This is a genomic window from Streptomyces sp. BK79 (genome assembly GCF_044142145.1).
In the GTDB taxonomy this organism is placed as follows: Bacteria; Actinomycetota; Actinomycetes; order Streptomycetales; family Streptomycetaceae; genus Streptomyces.
Window position 1 is genome coordinate 153070 of sequence record NZ_JBHVOC010000021.1, and the last position, 17428, is coordinate 170497.

Genomic DNA, 17428 nt, shown 5'->3' on the forward strand with positions numbered 1-17428 from the left:
TGCAGAACCGAGGAAACGCGAGGGGACCAGGCCACAGCAAGGGCCAATGGGAAGGCGGTGGATCGTTTTCGGTGCCGGGGCGCGCCACCGGACACCCGGGCCGGGCGCGCCACCGGGCACCCGGGCCGGGCTTACGCGGCCCGCTCGACCAGGGCGGCCGGCGACTCGTCGTCCATCTCGAAGGCGAGCGGGAAGGGCGCGTGTCCGGCCAGGCGGAACCAGCGGACCTTGCGGTGCTCGCGCAGCCGGCGCGCGGCTCCCACCGCGTCGTTGTGGAACCGCCGGGCCATCGGAACGCGCCGTACGGCCTCGGCCAGCTCGTCGGCCGCCTCCTCTCCCCCGGGCGCCTCGCGCAGGGCGTCCACCTGGTGCGCGTCGGCGAACACCGCCCGCAGCGCCTGGCTCAGCTCGCTCTCGGCGACCTCCCGCTGCTCCTCCTCCGCCTGCCGGGCGGCGTGCGCGGCCTCGTACAGGACGATGGACGCGGCGGGGTCGAGGACGCCCGAGGTGGCCAGCTCCTGGGCCACGGACGCCCTGCGCAGCAACTGCGCGTCGAGTGCGGCACGGGCGGCGTCGATCCGGGCGTGCAGCCGGTCCAGCCGGCCGGCCGTCCAGCTCAGGTACAGGCCGACGGCCACGAGGACGACCAGGATCCAGATGAGAGTTGCGGTCACGGGCCGCAACCCTAGTCACCCCGGGGGCGGGCCGGGAATCCCGATACCCGTCCAGGGGGCCCGGTGCTCAGTCCCTCGCCAGGCCGAAGCGGGCCCGCAGCCCCGTCGCCCGGTCGTCCGCCGCCACCGCCGCCGCGCCCGCCGTGACCGTCTCGTAGACGGACAGGATGTCCGCGCCGACCGTCGACCAGTCGAAGCGCCGTACGTGCGCACTGCCGCGCGCGCGCAACTCGGCCCGGCGTTCCGGATCCGCCAGCAGGCGCACCGCCACGTCGGCCAGGGCGTCGGCGTTCTCGTTGGGGAACAGCTCGCCGGCCGCCCCCCGGTCGAGGACCTGGGCGAAGGCGTCCAGGTCGGAGGCGAGCACCGGGGCGCCGGCCGACATGGCCTCGACGAGGATGATCCCGAAGCTCTCGCCGCCGGTGTTCGGCGCGACGTACAGGTCGACGCTGCGCAGCAGGCGGGCCTTGTCCTCGTCGCTGACCATGCCGAGGAACTCCACGCGGGAGCGCAGTTCCCTCGGCAGGCTCTCCACCGCCTCCTCCTCGTCGCCGCGCCCGGCGACCAGCAGCCGCGTCTGCGGGCGGGCGGCGAGGATCCTCGGCAGCGCCCGCATCAGGACCGGCAGGCCCTTGCGGGGTTCGTCGATGCGGCCGACGAAGCCGATGGTGTCGCCCTGCCACTCGGGCCTGGGCTCCGCGTCGGCGAAGAAGTCGACGTCGACGCCGTTGGGGATGACGACCGCGTCGCCGCCGAGGTGTTCGACCAGGGTCCGGCGGGCGTACTCGCTCACGGCGATCCGGGCGCTGATCTTCTCCAGGGCGGCCTGGAGGATCGAGTACGCGGCGATCATCGCGCGGGAGCGCGGGTTGGACGTGTGGAAGGTCGCCACGATCGGGCCCTGCGCCGCCCAGCAGGCGAGCAGGCCGAGGGAGGGCGAGGTCGGCTCGTGGATGTGGATGACGTCGAAGGCGCCGTCGTGCAGCCAGCGCCGCACCCGGGCCGCCGACAGGAAACCGAAGTTCAGCCGGGCCACCGAGCCGTTGTACGGCACCGGCACCGCGCGGCCGGCCGAGACGACGTACGGGGGCAGCGGGGTGTCGTCGTCGGCGGGCGCGAGGACGGACACCTCGTGGCCGAGCCGGAGGAAGTACTCGGCCAGGTCCCGGATGTGGAACTGGACGCCGCCCGGCACGTCCCACGAGTACGGGCAGACGATGCCGATCCTCACGAGGCGCCCCGCTCGCCGGCGGCCCCGGGAGCCTTGGCCGGGTCGAGATCCTTCAGCCACAAGCGCTGGAGCATGTGCCAGTCCTCCGGGTGGTCGGCGATCCCCGTGGCGAAGGCATCGGCCAGCGCCTGTGTCATGACGGACGTCTTCTCGGCCCGCGTACCTGACCCGGGCACCGCGACCGGCGGGTGCACGCGGCCCCGCATGACGGGCGAGTCGTCGTACCAGAGCGTCACCGGCAGCAGCCGGGCGCCGGTCTGCAGGGCGAGCAGGGCCGGGCCCGCGGGCATCCGGGCCGTCTCGCCGAAGAAGTCGACCTCTGTACCGGAGGCGGACAGGTCGCGGTCGGCGACCAAGCAGACCAGGCCGCCGTCGCGCAGCCGCCGGGCCAGCGTGCCGAAGGCCGTGCCGCCGCTGTGCGGGAGGACCTCCATGCCCAGGCCCTCGCGGTAGGCGACGAAGCGGTCGTAGAGGGTCTCCGGCTTGAGGCGCTCGGCGACGGTGGTGAACGGGATGCCCAGTTCGGTGGTGAGCCAGGCGCCCGCGAGGTCCCAGTTGGCCAGGTGCGGCAGGGCGACGACGACGCCCTTGCCCGCGTCCATGCCCTCGGTCAGGTGGTGCAGGTCCTCGACGGTCACGCCGGCCCTGATCCGCTCGGCGCTCCACGCCGGGAGCCGGAACGATTCCATCCAGTACCGCAGGTACGAGCGCATCCCCGCGCGCGAGAGCGCGGCGAGCCGCTCCGGCCCGGCCTCGGGCAGCACGCGCGCGTAGTTGCTCTCCAGCCGCCGCACGCCCGCGCCGCGCTGCTTCCAGGCGACGTCCGCGATGGTGCGGCCGAGCCGTACGGCGACCGGCTCGGGGAGCTTCTTCACGGTGCTCCAGCCGGCGCCGTACAGGCCGTCGGTGAGCCGGTCCCGAGCGCTCACTTGGCCGCCTCGGTGCCCTGGTTCTCCTGCGCGGCGGCGTCGGCCTCGGCAGCCTCGCGGCGGACCGTGACGACGCGCTGGACCAGCGTGACCAGGCTGCCGACGGCGACGATCCACAGGGCGACCGGCAGGAGGTACTGGATGCCGGGCACGCCGAACGCGTGCAGTCCCGCCAGTCCGGCGGCGACCAGCGAGACGACGAGCCGCTCGGCCCGCTCGACCAGGCCGTTGACGGCGACCGGCAGGCCGATCGACTCGCCGCGCGCCTTGGTGTACGACACCACCTGGCCGCTGGCCAGGCAGAAGATCGACACGGCGCACAGCACGAGGTCGTCGCCCCCGCCCGCGTACCAGAGGGCGAAGCCGCCGAAGACCGCGCCGTCGGCGACCCGGTCCAGCGTGGAGTCCAGGAAGGCGCCCCAGCGGCTGGAGCGGCCGAGCTGGCGGGCCATGTTGCCGTCGACCAGGTCGGAGAAGACGAAGAGCGTGATCACGACCGTGCCCCAGAAGAACTCACCCAGGGGGTAGAAGACCAGTGCGCCGGCGACCACACCGGCGGTGCCGATCAGCGTGACCGTGTCCGGGCTGACGCCCCGGCGGATGAGAAACGCGGCGAACGGTGTGAGGACACGCGTAAAAAATGCACGCGCGTACTTGTTCAGCATGGCCTTCCCGACGGTCGGTGTGGCCGCGGCCCTTGCTGGCCACCGGCTGGCCCATCGTAGCCACGCGCGCGCGTGGGTGACGGCCGGGCACCCTGACCCCCGGGCGGGCGGCCGGTGGACGGCGGGATCGGGACGTTCGTATGGACGCGGCGTGACGGGAGTGGAAAGCTCGAAGGACCGCGGGCGTCGCCGGAGCCGCCAGTGCACGCGGTCCCGCGTGTCCGCGCCCACAGTGACCTCACCGTGCACGGGAGGCAAGGACATGGGCGACAAGGCACACACCCACCCCGGAGCCGCCGGAAGGGCAACGGCGGCCGACCGTCCCACGTCCGTACGGAACGTGGTGCTGGTCGGCCACTCCGGATCGGGCAAGACGACTCTGGTGGAGGCTCTCGCGCTCACCGCGGGAGCACTGAACCGGGCGGGCCGCGTGGAGGACGGCGGCTGCGTCTCGGACTACGACGAGATGGAGCACCGGCAGCACCGCTCCGTACAGCTGTCCCTGGTACCGGTCGAATGGGACGGCATCAAGATCAACCTCCTGGACACCCCGGGGTACGCCGACTTCGTCGGGGAGCTGAGGGCCGGTCTGCGCGCGGCGGACGCGGCCCTCTTCGTCGTCTCGGCCTCCGACGGGGTGGACGGCGCGACGCGGATGGTGTGGGAGGAGTGCGCGGCCGTCGGCATGCCCCGCGCCATCGTGATCACGCACCTGGAGGCCGCCCGCGCGGACTTCGAGGAGATGACGCGGATCTGCTCGGAGGCCTTCGGCGGGGACGATCCCGACGCCGTGCTGCCGCTGTACCTGCCGCTGCGCGGGCCCGAGGCACCCGACGGGCACGCGCCCGTGACGGGGCTCGTCGGCCTGCTGTCGCGGAAGCTGTTCGACTACGCCTCCGGCGAACGCGAGGAGTCGGAACCCGGTGAGGACCAGCTGCCGCTGCTCGACGAGGCCCGCTCCATGCTGATCGAGGGGATCATCTCGGAGAGCGAGGACGAGACCCTCATGGAGCGCTACCTCGGCGGCGAGCAGGTCGACGTGAAGACGCTCATCGAGGACCTGGAGCGGGCCGTGGCGCGCGGGGTGTTCTTCCCCGTCCTGGCCGCCGCCCCCGCCGCCGACGGCGCCCGCCAGGGGCTCGGCACGGTCGAGCTGCTGGAGCTGATCACCCGCGGCTTCCCGACCCCCCTGGAGCGCGAGGCGCCCCGGGTCACCACCCCCGACGGCGCCCCGCGCGAGCTGCGCGGGTGCGATCCCGACGACGCGCTGGTCGCCGAGGTCGTCAAGACGTCCTCCGACCCGTACGTCGGCCGGATCTCGCTGGTCCGCGTCTTCTCCGGCACCCTGCGCGCCGACCAGACCGTGCACGTCTCCGGGCACGGACTGGCCGACCGGGGCCATGAGGACCACGACGTCGACGAGCGGATCGGCGCGCTGTCGACCCCCTTCGGCAAACAGCAGCGTCCGGTCCCGCACGTGATCGCGGGCGACCTGGCGTGCGTGGCCAAGCTGAGCCGCGCGGAGACCGGGGACACCATCTCGGCCAAGGACGACCCGCTGCTGATGGCCCCGTGGGACATGCCCGACCCGCTGCTGCCACTCGCCATCCAGGCGCACAGCAAACCCGACGAGGACAAGCTCTCCCAGGGCCTGGCGCGGCTGGTCGCCGAGGACCCGACGATGCGCCTGGAGCAGAACCAGGACACCCACCAGGTGGTGCTGTGGTGCCTGGGCGAGGCCCACGCCGACGTGGCCCTGGAGCGGCTGCGCAGCCGCTACGGCGTCCAGGTCGACGTCGTACCCCACCGGGTCCCGCTCCGGGAGACGTTCGGGAGCAAGGCGGCCGGTCGGGGGCGGCACGTGAAGCAGTCCGGCGGGCACGGGCAGTACGCCATCTGCGAGATCGAGGTCGAACCGCTGCCGGGCGGCTCGGGCATCGAGTTCGTGGACAAGGTGGTCGGCGGCGCGGTGCCCCGGCAGTTCATCCCGTCCGTCGAGAAGGGCGTGCGCGCGCAGGCGGCCAAGGGCGTCGCCGCGGGCCACCCGCTGATCGACGTGCGGGTGACGCTGCTGGACGGCAAGGCGCACTCGGTGGACTCCTCCGACGCGGCCTTCCAGACCGCCGGCGCGCTGGCCCTGCGGGAGGCCGCCGCCGACGCGCGGATCCACCTGCTGGAGCCGGTGGCCGAGGTGAGCGTCCTGGTCGGCGACGACTACGTGGGCGCCGTGATGAGCGACCTGTCGGGGCGGCGCGGCAAGGTGCTGGGCACCGAGCAGACCAGCGGCGGGCGGACCCTGATCCGGGCCGAGGTGCCCGAGCTGGAGATCGGCCGGTACGCGGTGGACCTGCGGTCCCTGTCGCACGGCACCGCGCGCTTCCACCGCCGTTACGCGCGGCACGAACCGATGCCCCAGCAGATCGCGGAACGTCTGCGGGAGGAGCAGCGGACCGCGTCCTGACACCCCGGCGCGCGACGGCGCGTCCCGGGGGCGACCCGCGCGCACGGGGGCGCCTTCGGACGTCCGCTGACGCATGTCGGCGGCTGCGGATACGCTGATGACCTGATCAACAGGTGTGCGGGGCAGGGAAGTCGGGAAGGCCGCAGAACGACAGTGGTAGCGATCGGGGGCGGGAATGACCGTTGACGGCGGTTACGCGGACTTCTTCGGGCCGCAGGTGCCGCGTACGGACGACGGAGGGCAGACGGCCACGTTCGCGCTGGCCTCCGCCGCCTACCGGGACAACCCGGTGGAGGAGATCAAGAAGGCCGACAACGAGTGGCACCAGACGACCGTCAACGCGGGCCGGTCCTGGGCCTCCCTGCTCCGGCCGAACCTCGGCGAGGCGTTCTCCCGCGCGGTGGCCGACCGGATGCTCGGCAGCGGCCGCAAGCCCCTGATCCAGTCCTTCGGGGCCGAGCCGCAGGTGGTCGTCGAGCACTGCCTCGCGGCCAACGGCATCCGCAAGGCCCGTGACGCCCGGCTGTCCGCCGTGATCATGCTGTGCGGCGTCCTGTTCCTGCCCGGCATGCTGGTCTGGCTGCTCGGCTTCCAGATCCGCACCACCGTCTCCAAGGCGGAGAACAAGCAGGCGGGCGCGCTGGGCACCGCGGTGCTCGTGGCGATCGCCGCGCTGGCCGTGCTGTTCCTCGTCAAGATGCCCTTCTCCGGGTTCTGGGCCTGGTACGCGCGTGCCGCGGTCGTGATGCCCGTCGTCGGCTGGTTCTGGGCCAAGCGCGTCTGCGAGGGCACGGCGAGGGACCTGCGGGAGCGCTGGGACGGGCTCCTGTCCGGCAGCGGGGTCGGCGCCAAGGTGCCGGAGGCGGTGCCCAGCAGCCCGGGCGAGACCGCGGCCGAGCAGCTGCGCCAGTCCCTGGCCAAGCTCGGCGCCGAGCAGCAGTCCAACTCCGTGTTCTACGCCGGCCCCAAGGGCATACTCGGCATGGGCACCCGCTGGGGCAGCTGGCAGCTCGCCGAGAACCTGGTGCCCGCCGACCCGACCCGGGAGATCCACCCCTTCCGCAGCTGGGACGTCGTCCGGGCCATCCACGACCAGCTGCGCATGCTGGAGCGCGGCCCGCTGAACACGGGCGGTTTCCCGAAGCCGTCCATACGGCACTGGATCGTGACGCCGATCGGCGAGAACGCCAAGGCGGTGTCCCGGCCGGAGGGCACGGACGTCGAGGCCTACCAGGTCAAGTCGCACGCCATCCAGGACATCTGCAACAAGCAGCAGTTCGGCGCCGGCGACCGGCACTACCTGGGCGTCCAATGGACGCTGTGGGACGGCCAGTTGGTCATCACCATGCTGATCACGGTGACGGTCCTGCACGAGACGCTGCGCATCGAGGTCACCGGTCACGCCCTGGGCCCGGTGAACCCCCTGTTCACCACCAAGCCGGAGGCACCCTCCAAGGAGGTCGCCAAGTCGTTCAAGCCCTGGGAGACCCGCAAGGTGATGCTCCCGCTGGTCACGGCCGGCGAGGTGGTCCGCCTCGCCGTCCGCGCCCCGCTCACCTGGTATCCCCCGCTGCTGAACTGGCTCGGCGGCACGATCGCCCTGCCGGAGCCGTTCGGACTCCGGCACGCGTGGGCGGACCAGCCCTGGCGGCACCGCTTCATGGCCGACGACGCGCTGCGGGCGGCCACACCGGTGCTGCGGGTGGTGCACTCGGCGGCGATCCGGGTGCTGGAGGAGAACGGCGTGGACACGGAGAAGTTCGGCTCGCGCTCGGCGTTCCTCAGTACGGCGGTGCAGGATCCGACGCCGGGCAAGGCCGACCTCTACAACGCGTAGCTCCGGCTGCGGAGGGCCCGCGGTGCTAGGCGGAGGGCCACGCCTCCGCCAGCATCTTGCGGGTGTCCCCCAGCAACTGCGGCAGCACCCGGGTCTGGCCGACCACGGGCATGAAATTGGAGTCGCCGCCCCACCGGGGCACGATGTGCTGGTGAAGGTGGGCGGCGATGCCCGCGCCGGCCACCGTGCCCTGGTTCATTCCCAGGTTGAAACCGTGGGCCCCGGAGGCCCCGCGCAGCGCCGTCATCGCCTGCTTGGTGAGTGCCGCGAGCTCCGCGGTCTCCGCCTCCGTCAGATCCGTGTAGTCGGCGACGTGCCGGTAGGGCACGACCATGGTGTGGCCGCCGGTGTAGGGGTACAGATTGAGGACCGCGTAGACCAGTTCGCCGCGCCGGACGATCAGGCCGTCCTCGTCGGACTTCGCCGGGATCGAGCAGAAGGGGCAGCCGTCGTCGGCACCGGGGCCGCTCGGCTTGTTCTCGCCCTGGATGTAGGCCATCCGGTGGGGCGTCCACAGACGCTGGAACGCGTCCGGCGCCCCCACTCCAAGCTGCTGCTCCGGTTCACTCGTCATGCGTGCAGCATATGGCGTGGCGTGGGGTGACGGACAAAGGCCCCCGGGTCTCTCCGGGGGCCTTCGCGCCGGTCGGTCAGACCTGCGCCCGCTCCTCGACGACCTTCGCGATCTTCGCGATGGCCTCGTCGACGGGGATGCCGTTCTCCTGCGAGCCGTCGCGGTAGCGGAACGAGACGGCGCTGTGCTCCATGTCCTCGTCGCCCGCGATGACCATGAAGGGCACCTTCTGCTTCTGGGCGTTGCGGATCTTCTTCTGCATCCGGTCGGAGGAAGCGTCCACCTCGACCCGCAGCCCTGCGGCGCGCGCCTTTTCGGCGAACTCCTGGAGGTACGGCACGTGCGCGTCGCCGATCGGGATGCCGAGGGCCTGGACCGGCGCCAGCCAGGCCGGGAAGGCGCCGGCGTAGTGCTCCAGCAGGACGCCGAAGAACCGCTCGATCGAGCCGAACAGCGCCCGGTGGATCATGACGGGCTGCTGGCGCGAGCCGTCTGCCGCGGTGTACTCGAGGTTGAAGCGCTTGGGCTGGTTGAAGTCGACCTGGATCGTCGACATCTGCCAGGACCGGCCGATGGCGTCGCGCGCCTGAACGGAGATCTTCGGGCCGTAGTAGGCGGCGCCACCCGGGTCCGGGACCAGCGGCAGGTTCTGCTTCTCGGCGGCCTGCCGCAACGCCTCTGTGGCCTCCGCCCAGTCCTCGTCCGAGCCGATGAACTTGTCGGAGTCGTCGCGGGTGGACAGTTCCAGCTCGAACTCGTTCAGCCCGTAGTCGCGCAGCAGGTCGAGGACGAACGTCAGGAGCGTGTCCAGCTCCTGCGGCATCTGCTCCTTGGTGCAGTAGATGTGCGAGTCGTCCTGGGTGAAGCCGCGCGAACGGGTCAGGCCGTGCACGACGCCCGACTTCTCGTACCGGTACACGGTCCCGAACTCGAAGAGCCGCAGCGGCAGTTCACGGTAGGAGCGCCCGCGGGACTTGAAGATCAGGTTGTGCATCGGGCAGTTCATCGCCTTGAGGCGGTAGTTCTGCTCGTCGAACTGGATGGGCGGGAACATGCCCTCCGCGTAGTGCGGGAGGTGCCCGGAGATCTCGAAGAGGTGCTCCTTCGAGATGTGCGGGGTGTTCACGAACTCGTAGCCGGAGACCTCGTGCCGGCGGCGCGAGTAGTCCTCCATGACCTTGCGGATCACGCCGCCCTTGGGGTGGAACACCGCGAGGCCGGGGCCCAGCTCGTCGGGGAAGGAGAACAGGTCCAGCTCGGACCCGAGCTTGCGGTGGTCGCGCTTCTCCGCCTCGGCGAGGAAGTCCAGGTGGGCCTTCAGCTCGTCCTTGGACGGCCAGGCGGTGCCGTAGATCCGCTGGAGCTGGGGGTTCTTCTCGCTGCCGCGCCAGTAGGCGGCGGCCGACCGCATCAGCTTGAAGGCCGGGATGTTCCGCGTGGTGGGCAGGTGCGGACCACGGCACAGGTCCTTCCAGCACAGCTCGCCCGTCTTGGCGTCGAGGTTGTCGTAGATGGTCAGCTCGCCGCTGCCCACCTCGGCGTCGGCGCCGTCGGCGGCCTGCGCGGCGTTGCCCTTGAGGCCGATCAGCTCCAGCTTGTACGGCTCGTCCGCCAGCTCCTCGCGGGCCGCGTCGTCGCTGGTGACGCGACGGGAGAAGCGCTGGCCCCGCTTCTGGATCTCCTGCATCTTCTTCTCGACGCGCTTGAGGTCCTCGGGGGTGAAGGGCTCCTCGACGTCGAAGTCGTAGTAGAAGCCGTCCCGGATGGGCGGGCCGATGCCCAGCTTGGCCTCGGGGAACAGCTCCTGCACGGCCTGCGCCATGACGTGCGCGGTGGAGTGGCGCAGGATGTTCAGGCCGTCCTCGGAGGAGATCTCGACGCCCTCGACGGTCTCTCCGTCCCGGACCTCGTAGGCGAGGTCCCTCAGCTCGCCGGCCACCCGCGCCGCGATGATCGAGCGCTGGCCGGCGAAGAGCTCGGCGGCCGTAGTGCCCGTCGTCACCACGCGTTCTTCCCGCTCGGAATCGCGTTGGATGATCACACGGACGTCTGACACCGGTCTCTCCTGACTGAAGTGGGGCCGCGGCGCCATACCGGAGCGCACGCATGAGGGCGATCGTACCGACCCGGGCCGGTGCATCGCGAAATCATTCCCGCCGCCGGTCCCCCGAGGTCAGTCCTCGCACTCCCCGCCGCAGGTCTCCTCGAAGAAGGCCGCCACCTCGACGTGCTCCTGGACCGCCTTCAGCAGCCGGTCCCGCTCCGCGTCGTCGACCGGGACGGGGGCGATCTCGCAGGCACCGGTGAGCCGCCGGAATCCGCCCCGGCTCTCCAGCCGCCCGAGGACCCGCACCGGGAGCCCGACGAGATGGGCGTGCCCGGCGATCCGGTACGCCTCCTCGTCGAGGGCGATCCGCACGTGCGGGACGTCCGCCCCGGCCAGCACCCGCAGCCGTACGGTGCCCGCGCCGCGCGGCCCGGGCCGTCGCATGCGGACGACGGTGCCCGTGACCCGCACCGGCACGGACGGCTCGGCGCGCAGGTAGCGGGCGGCGGCCTCGCGCAGCGCGGGCAGGTCGCCGGGCGAGAACTCGACGGGCTCGGCGAGACCGGCGCAGCCCTCGGGGACACCGGCCGCCGGCGCCCAGTCGACGGCGATCCGCGCGCCCTGCGTGCCGCGGACCAGGGCGACGAGCGCCTCGGTTAACTCGTGGCTGACGCCCGCCGCGACGGCCGTGTCGAAGGCCTCCATGCCGCCGGTGGCCCGCCGGTAGTCGACGGCCTCGCGGGCGGCGTGGAGCGCGTGGTGGAGGCGTACGGCGAGGGGACGGCCGGGGGTGACGGGCACGAACGCCGTGAGCCGCCGGCCGCCGGGGGCGGGGCCGACCAGGACGTCCTCCAGGACCTCGGCGGCGGCACGCCGGTGCCGGGCCCCGTAGTAGCCCGCTCGCGCGCGGGTGGCGAGCGCTCCGGCGAGCAGCATCCGGCGGGCGGCGGAGCGCAGCTGCTCCTCCACCGTCCAGGGGGCGGTGTCACCGGGCCCGGTCGGTACGTCGCGGGCCCAGCGGATCTCGTCGCTGGGCACGGTGAGCGAGACGAGGATCTCGCGGGCGGAGGGGGTGCCGCTGCGGGAGAGGGCGAGCAGCGCCTCGCCGAGCAGGTCGTCGCTGTCGGGGAAGGCGCGGCTGACGGGCACCAGCAGACTGGTGGGGCCGGCCGCCGGGCCGGGCGGGGTCCAGCGGCCGTAGCGGCCCGGGGCGCCGCCGCGCCTGCGCCAGCCGTGCCGGTGGAGCAGCGCGGCCAGTACGGCCGGGTCGACGGTGCCGGTCCCGGGCGGCCGGCCGTCGCCCCAGGGCCCGTGGCCCCAGGTTCCGTCGCCGGCGGTGTCGGCGGGGTGCGGGCGGCCGGGCCGCGGGGGCTCGCCGGTCGGGCGGTGCGTCATGGTTTCCCTCCCGTTCCGACCCGCGTCATGATCTCGCACAGCGCCCGGTCGTCGAAGACCCGCGCGGTCGGTATGCGCACGGTGGTCCGCCGCCTGCCGGTGATCGGGTGTCCGGCGAGGTTGGTCCAGTAGCAGCAGTGCCTGAGGTCGAGCCGGTCGTGACCGGCGCGCAGCCACTGGTCGCGCGACCGGGGGACGATCATCACGACGAGGATCTTGTGCACCGAGACCGGGGTGCGGGCGAGCTTGGCCAGGTGGTCGTTGTCGAGGGTGAAGGAGAAGGAGCGGCCGGGCGGGCTCGGCGGGATCTGGTACGTCGCCTTGAGCTGCACCTTGATGGTGACCTCGTCGTCGACCGTGTGCCCGGGGGCGCTGTGGCTGACGTGCCAGTCGATGCCGTTGTCGGGGAAGGGCTGGGAGAGCGAGCAGCCCGCCGCCGCGGCGACCGCGTGGAGGTAGCCGACCTGCAAGGTCTCCATGCAGGCGGTGGTGGCGAGGGAGCCGCGAGTGGGCGCGGTGCGCTCGGGCAGCAGCCCGCCCCGTTCGGGCTGCGCTATGGCCATGACCAACAGCCTTCCAGAACTGGTGTGTCCCCGCTGCGGGCCTGTGAACTGCAAAGACCCTCACTCCTGTTGTGTCCTTCCGGCGTACGGCGCAAACAGCCCGGGTATCACCGAACCGGGACAGACGACGGCACGTCAGCGGCCGTGCCCGCAGGAGGAGTTGAGTGCCCTATGACGAGCTGGTTCGAGGGGCCGCTGGCGGCCTTCGACACGGAGACGACGGGTGTGGACGTCGAGACCGACCGGATCGTGTCGGCGGCCCTCGTCGTCCAGGACGCCCCGGGGCTGCGGCCGCGGGTGACGCGGTGGCTGGTGAACCCGGGCGTGCCGGTGCCCCAGGCGGCGACGGCGGTGCACGGTCTGACGGAGGAGTACCTGCAGCGCCACGGCCGCTGGCCGGCGCCGGTGATGTACGAGATAGCGGAGGCGCTGAGCGAACAGGCGCGCGCCGGGCGTCCGCTGGTGGTGATGAACGCGCCGTTCGACCTCACTCTGCTGGACCGGGAGTTGCGCCGGCACCGCGCCTCCTCCCTCGGCCGCTGGGTGGAGCGGACGACCCTGCACGTCCTGGACCCGCGGGTGCTCGACAAGCACCTGGACCGGTACCGCAAGGGCCGCCGCACCCTCACCGACCTGTGCGCGCACTACGGCGTCGAGCTGGAGGGCGCGCACGACGCGGCGGCCGACGCGCGGGCGGCGCTGGAGGTCGTCCGGGCGGTGGGGCGCCGCTTCCCGTCGCGGCTGGAGCGCCTGTCCGCCGCCGAGCTGCACACGCTCCAGGCGGTGTGGCACGCGGGTCAGGCGCGCGGACTGCAGGCGTGGTTCGCGCTCAACGGGACGGAGGAGGCGGTGGACCCGGCCTGGCCGCTGCGACCGGACCTGTCGGCGGCGGCGTGAGCGGACGCCGGACACGAAGAAGCCGGTCCGTCGTACGACGGACCGGCTTTTCCCGGTGGGCGATACTGGGTTCGAACCAGTGACCTCTTCGGTGTGAACGAAGCGCTCTCCCACTGAGCTAATCGCCCGGGAACGCACTGAACAATACAGGGACCGGCGGGCTTCCATCAAACCGCTTCCAGGCGGGCGCCCAGCCCGCGCCGCCCCGCCCGCATCATCAGCCGGTGGTTGGCCCGGAACAGGGGCCGTCCCGGCACCGCGAGGCGGCGCAGCAGGGGCTTGCGTACGTCGACCTCCTGGTCGTAGCGGGCGAGGGTGCCGGGACCGCGCGCGGTGAGCGTCCAGCGCGCCCAGCCCTCCATGTCGCCGCTCATCACGACCTCCAGCACCCCCGCTGCCGGATCGCGCCGCCCCTCGCGCAGGGTCGCGGTCAGGTCGTACGGGAGGAGTGAGCGGAACCGGACGATCCCGCTGGTGTCGTCGAGCCGGGTGACCTCGCGCACCTGGGGCCACCACAGGGGGTAGTCCTCGATGCGTTCCAGCTCCCGGTAGACCACCGGGACGGGCGCGGGCAGGGGCCACAGGCTGCGGAATCGGTAATGGTTCCAGTCCACCCGTGGAGTCTGCCCGCACCCGGCCCGCGCACGTGCCCGCTACGGCATCCGGTCCCCCAGGAGTGCGAGGTTCTCGATGGCGGCGAGGCCGTAGAGCGCGGTGTCGTTGGTGGACACCCAGGTCGCCTCGCTGCCGGGCACGAGGGTGGCGGGGCCGCTCAGCTTCTCCGTCTTCCAGGGCGCGGACTCCTTGTAGCCGTCGGAGTCGTAGAACTTCTGCCACGCGCGCGTCGCGAGCTTGTCGTCCCCGGTCCGTACGGCCGCGAAGGCGTCGAGGCGCGAGTGGCCCTGGAAGAGGATGAGGCTGCCGAAGTTGCTGCCGTACCGGGCCGCCTGTTCGGCCTTGGAGGCGTTGAAGTAGCGGCAGTAGTCGTAGTACGCCTCGTCGAACTCGGGCATGTCGACGAGGTCGATCAGTTCGGCGCACAGTTCGTTCAGGCCGAAGACGGCCGACAGGTGGGAGACCTCCACCTTCGGGGTGGTGGCGACGGCGAACTTCCCGGTGTCCAGGTCGTACAGGCCGCTGCCCTGGACGAAGCCGTTGGGCTGAGCGGCGATGGTCTCCATGGTGGACAGGACGCGGGCCTTGGCCTTCTCCCACTTGGGGCCCTTGCGTTCCCACTCGGTGAGCCAGGCCGAGACCAGGCCGCTCCAGTCGGTGCCGAAGCCGATCGACAGGGCGTGCCGGTCGGGGGTGTACGGCTCGGTGCGGATCTTGCGGATCGGGTCGAGGACGAGGAACGTCTCGTCGGAGTCGACGTTGGCGTGCATGAGGTCGCCGACGCGTTCGTCGGCGGTGAGGAAGTAGTAGTAGCGGCGGTAGGTGGTGTTGGCGATGCGCTGCTGCTTGGCGCTGTCGGCGTAGTGCTGGACGCCGTGGCGGGTGCCGAGGCCGGCCCACTGGCCCAGGTGGTAGACGTCGACCTCGCCGGTGTGCCGGGTCATGGCCTCGGCGAAGCGGAAGATGTCGGCGCGGCCGGAGCGCAGGTAGGCGTACCAGAGCCACAGGTCGGGCGACAGTTCGGAGTTGTCCCAGGCGTAGCCGCCGACGTCGTAGCGCCACTGGTGCCGGGCGGTGTCGTAGGTGTGCATGATGTCGCCGTAGTCCCAGAAGCCGTACCAACGGCGCATCTCCACCTGGTCCTTGTAGTAGGTGAAGAGGAAGTCGAGGTGGTCCTCGATCTTCGCCTTGGCGGGGGTGGAGCGGTCGGGCTCGGCGTAGAGGCCGGCTCCGAACACGCCGGCCTTGATGAGCTGCCCCGGCGGGGCGGCCAGCTGGGGCAGGACGCGTACGGCCTCGACCTGTTCGGCGAGCCGCTCGGCGCTCGGGGTGGCGGCGTTGGCCCAGAAGAGCAGCTCGGAGGTGCGGGCGATGCCGTAGGGGGTGCCGAAGCCGGGCTCGTAGTCCTCGTAGGTGATGTTGAGGCCCTCGATCTGCTCGGGGAAGGTGTCCTGGCCCATGCCGTCGTGGTAGAAGCGCAGGTCCATGGGCTGGGCCTCGGGTGACCAGAGCCAGAGGGTGACCTCGGCCTCGTCGGTCTGGGCGTCGCGGATGTCGAGCTGGGCGGGGTACTTCTCCCAGAAGTCGCGCAGGCCGAAGGAGAGGCCGCCGCTCGCGCCGCCGACGTAGCCGAAGCCGGAGGCGCGCCGTCCGCCGCCGGCGCCGATCCAGCCGTGGCCCTTCTTGGTGCGCTTGCGCAGGGTGAAGCCGTCGGCTGAGAGCTGGGAGAGGGTGTAGTCGCCCCATTCCGGGATGTACTTCAGGCGGGTGGTGACCCGCTGGTCCCAGGTGGACGGGTCGGGCAGCTTCTCCCCCGCGTACTGGGCCGCCTGGACGGCGGCGCCCGGGTCGCGGCGCAGTCCGGTGATGCCCTTGACGGCCTCGCGCAGCAGCCCGGTGCCCTCGCCGCCGATGCGGATGTGCCGGTCGTAGGACGCGTCGCGCATCGGGACGGTGAAGCGGACGCCGAGGCCCCGGACGAAGTCGCCGCTCGCCTTCCCGGGCTCCTGCTTCCCGTCGAAGGTGACGGTGTGCACCATGCGGAAGGAGTCGGCGCCCGCGTAGAAGTAGAGGCGGATGGAGAAGGGCAGCCAGCCGCGACCTCCCTTGCGGTGCTTGCCGTCGATCCGGACGACCGCGCGGACCGGGCCGTCCTGCTCGACCTTCACCTCGTCGACGGTGCCGTCGAAGCGCTCGTACTTCACCGTGCCCTGGTCGCCGTCCTCGATCTCGGGCTGGCGCAGCAGGACGAGGCGGCCGTTCTTCGCGATCTCGGTGGTGCCTCTGGTGACCGATTTGACCAGCGTCGATCCCGACTTGCCGATTCTCGCGGTGATGACGCCGGTCGATATGTCGATGGTGCCGCCGCGCTGGTCGACGGTGACCTTCTTCGCGGGGGCGGCGGGGGTGCCGGCGGTCAGGGTGAGCGCGCCGTCGCCGGAGCCGACGGCGTGCGCGGTCCACTTCAGCGAGCCGTCCGGCCAGTAGGCCAGGGGCCAGGACTGCACGGGTACGGCCTTGCCGTCGGCGTCGGTGACGGCGAAGGTCTGGTCCTCCTGGTAGGTGCCCTTGGGCCAGGGGACGCCGACGGTGGAGCCGGGGGCGGCGCCGAGGCCGCCGTCCTCCAGCCAGGACAGGGTGACGGGGTCGGCGTCGGCGTCCTGGGCCGCGGGGGCGGCCTGCGCGTTCTTCGCGCCCAGGGCCCAGCTGAACTGGGCGGCGGCGCCGGCGACGGCGGCCGCCTTGAGGAGGGACCTGCGGGGGATGGGGGACATGGCCTTTCCTTTCCGTTCCGTGCGGATGCGAGGGTGGTAAAGGTGTCAAGGGCATGACAGACAGAGGCGCGGCGCCGGAGCGCCGGCCGGGCCGCCGGGGGGGCGCCAGGTGACCGCGAGGGCCGCGGGGGCCGCCGGGGGGGAGGCCGCCGTCAGCGGCGCCGGTGGCGCTCCTCCACGGCGACGGCCGCCGCCGCGACCGCCCCCAGGACGGCGACCGCCAGCGGCGCGCTGAACCAGGCGGAGCAGACCACGACGGCCAGCCCGCCGACGATCAGGAAGGAGCCGGCGGGGTCCAGCACGGTCCTGCGGCCGGCCTGCGCGAGCAGGTGGCGCCAGGAGTCCCCGGGCCGCCAGACCGCCGCCGCACGCAGCCCGGCCACGGCCGCGCCGATCAGGGCGAGGATCCCGACGGCGCCCACGAACGGCCCGCCCGGCAGACCGCTGCGTACGGCCTGCACGTCCACCCACACGGCGGCCAGGGCGGCCCACCCGGCGAGCCCGACGAGCCAGCCGCGGCGCGCCGCCGCCCGGAAGTCGGCCGCGAACTCCCGCCAGCCGCCCCGCTCGTGGGCGAGCCGCCGCCCGAGGTGCCGCGCGCCGGCGGCGAACGCGGCGGGGTAGGTGACCAGCGGCAGCGCGGCCACCGCGATCCACACCCCGGTGAGCAGGCACTCCGCGAACAGGGCGAACCCCATGGCGAACCGCGACTCCCCCCGCTCCCCCGGCTCCGTACGCGCCGTCGCACGCGCCTCGGTCATCGTCG

Annotated in this window: 13 protein-coding genes, 1 tRNA gene and 1 pseudogene; 3 read left to right on the plus strand and 12 right to left on the minus strand. The window is 72.5% G+C overall.

Annotated elements, in window-relative coordinates; all coding sequences use genetic code 11:
- Positions 1-131 precede the first annotated feature (131 nt).
- From ACFIF2_RS25395 to pgsA, 4 genes and pseudogenes are all read right to left on the minus strand, one after another.
- Positions 132-674 (minus strand): hypothetical protein, encoded by a 543-nt coding sequence (locus ACFIF2_RS25395; RefSeq protein WP_395575550.1) that lies wholly within the window; start codon positions 672-674, stop codon positions 132-134.
- Between the two features lie 67 nt (positions 675-741).
- Positions 742-1905: a glycosyltransferase family 4 protein gene (locus tag ACFIF2_RS25400; protein WP_395575551.1), complete on the minus strand. Its 1164-nt coding sequence runs from the start codon at positions 1903-1905 to the stop codon at positions 742-744.
- A complete protein-coding gene (locus ACFIF2_RS25405) occupies positions 1902-2834 on the minus strand; it encodes a phosphatidylinositol mannoside acyltransferase (RefSeq protein ID WP_395575552.1) in 933 nt (310 codons plus the stop codon). The genes ACFIF2_RS25400 and ACFIF2_RS25405 overlap by 4 nt, the downstream gene beginning before the upstream one ends.
- Positions 2831-3554 (minus strand): annotated as a pseudogene (gene pgsA / locus ACFIF2_RS25410) (phosphatidylinositol phosphate synthase). The gene ACFIF2_RS25405 and the pseudogene pgsA overlap by 4 nt, the downstream one beginning before the upstream one ends.
- 207 nt (positions 3555-3761) lie before the next feature.
- Here pgsA and ACFIF2_RS25415 point away from each other — a divergent pair.
- Complete coding sequence (locus ACFIF2_RS25415; RefSeq protein WP_395575553.1) at positions 3762-5960, plus strand: elongation factor G-like protein EF-G2; 2199 nt, start codon at positions 3762-3764, stop codon at positions 5958-5960.
- 175 nt (positions 5961-6135) lie between these two features.
- Entirely contained in the window at positions 6136-7797 is a 1662-nt protein-coding gene (locus ACFIF2_RS25420; RefSeq protein ID WP_395575554.1) for a hypothetical protein, read from the plus strand.
- A gap of 25 nt (positions 7798-7822) precedes the next feature.
- Here the strand turns inward: ACFIF2_RS25420 and ACFIF2_RS25425 are convergent, their stop codons facing one another.
- The 4 genes from ACFIF2_RS25425 to ACFIF2_RS25440 form a co-directional block, all read right to left on the minus strand.
- Complete coding sequence (locus ACFIF2_RS25425) at positions 7823-8371, minus strand: HIT family protein (protein WP_395575555.1); 549 nt, start codon at positions 8369-8371, stop codon at positions 7823-7825.
- Positions 8372-8447: 76 nt separating this feature from the next.
- Positions 8448-10427 carry a threonine--tRNA ligase gene (gene thrS, locus ACFIF2_RS25430; RefSeq protein ID WP_395575556.1) on the minus strand — a complete coding sequence of 660 codons (1980 nt, stop codon included), beginning with the start codon at positions 10425-10427 and terminating at the stop codon, positions 8448-8450.
- A gap of 117 nt (positions 10428-10544) precedes the next feature.
- Positions 10545-11813, minus strand: coding sequence for a hypothetical protein (locus ACFIF2_RS25435; protein WP_395575557.1), 1269 nt, complete (start codon positions 11811-11813; stop codon positions 10545-10547).
- The gene (locus ACFIF2_RS25440) at positions 11810-12376 is read right to left on the minus strand and encodes a DUF4365 domain-containing protein (protein WP_395575558.1); all 567 of its coding nucleotides are present in this window, start codon (positions 12374-12376) and stop codon (positions 11810-11812) included. Before ACFIF2_RS25440 ends, ACFIF2_RS25435 begins: the two co-directional genes overlap by 4 nt.
- A 171-nt stretch (positions 12377-12547) precedes the next feature.
- Here ACFIF2_RS25440 and ACFIF2_RS25445 point away from each other — a divergent pair, with 171 nt between their 5' ends.
- Positions 12548-13273, plus strand: coding sequence for a 3'-5' exonuclease (locus ACFIF2_RS25445; RefSeq protein WP_395575559.1), 726 nt, complete (start codon positions 12548-12550; stop codon positions 13271-13273).
- 56 nt (positions 13274-13329) lie between these two features.
- Here ACFIF2_RS25445 and ACFIF2_RS25450 read toward each other — a convergent pair.
- The 4 genes from ACFIF2_RS25450 to ACFIF2_RS25465 all read right to left on the minus strand — a co-directional run bounded on the left by ACFIF2_RS25450 (position 13330) and on the right by ACFIF2_RS25465 (position 17423).
- Positions 13330-13401: transfer RNA gene (locus ACFIF2_RS25450), tRNA-Val, on the minus strand.
- A 39-nt stretch (positions 13402-13440) separates the two neighbouring features.
- Positions 13441-13887 carry an SRPBCC family protein gene (locus ACFIF2_RS25455; RefSeq protein WP_395575560.1) on the minus strand — a complete coding sequence of 149 codons (447 nt, stop codon included), beginning with the start codon at positions 13885-13887 and terminating at the stop codon, positions 13441-13443.
- A gap of 39 nt (positions 13888-13926) precedes the next feature.
- Positions 13927-16662 carry a Tat pathway signal sequence domain protein gene (locus ACFIF2_RS25460; RefSeq protein WP_395575561.1) on the minus strand — a complete coding sequence of 912 codons (2736 nt, stop codon included), beginning with the start codon at positions 16660-16662 and terminating at the stop codon, positions 13927-13929.
- Between the two features lie 152 nt (positions 16663-16814).
- Positions 16815-17423, minus strand: coding sequence for a hypothetical protein (locus tag ACFIF2_RS25465; RefSeq protein ID WP_395575562.1), 609 nt, complete (start codon positions 17421-17423; stop codon positions 16815-16817).
- Between the last annotated feature and the right edge of the window lie 5 nt (positions 17424-17428).

Excerpts from the sequence above, each read along its gene's own strand:
- ACFIF2_RS25415 (WP_395575553.1), top strand. The coding sequence starts at position 3,762 with ATGGGCGACAAGGCACACACCCACCCCGGAGCCGCCGGAAGGGCAACG.
- ACFIF2_RS25420 (WP_395575554.1), top strand. The coding sequence starts at position 6,136 with ATGACCGTTGACGGCGGTTACGCGGACTTCTTCGGGCCGCAGGTGCCG.
- ACFIF2_RS25425 (WP_395575555.1), bottom strand. The coding sequence starts at position 8,371 with ATGACGAGTGAACCGGAGCAGCAGCTTGGAGTGGGGGCGCCGGACGCG.
- ACFIF2_RS25435 (WP_395575557.1), bottom strand. The coding sequence starts at position 11,813 with ATGACGCACCGCCCGACCGGCGAGCCCCCGCGGCCCGGCCGCCCGCAC.
- ACFIF2_RS25440 (WP_395575558.1), bottom strand. The coding sequence starts at position 12,376 with ATGGCCATAGCGCAGCCCGAACGGGGCGGGCTGCTGCCCGAGCGCACC.
- ACFIF2_RS25445 (WP_395575559.1), top strand. The coding sequence starts at position 12,548 with ATGACGAGCTGGTTCGAGGGGCCGCTGGCGGCCTTCGACACGGAGACG.
- ACFIF2_RS25460 (WP_395575561.1), bottom strand. The coding sequence starts at position 16,662 with ATGTCCCCCATCCCCCGCAGGTCCCTCCTCAAGGCGGCCGCCGTCGCC.
- ACFIF2_RS25465 (WP_395575562.1), bottom strand. The coding sequence starts at position 17,423 with ATGACCGAGGCGCGTGCGACGGCGCGTACGGAGCCGGGGGAGCGGGGG.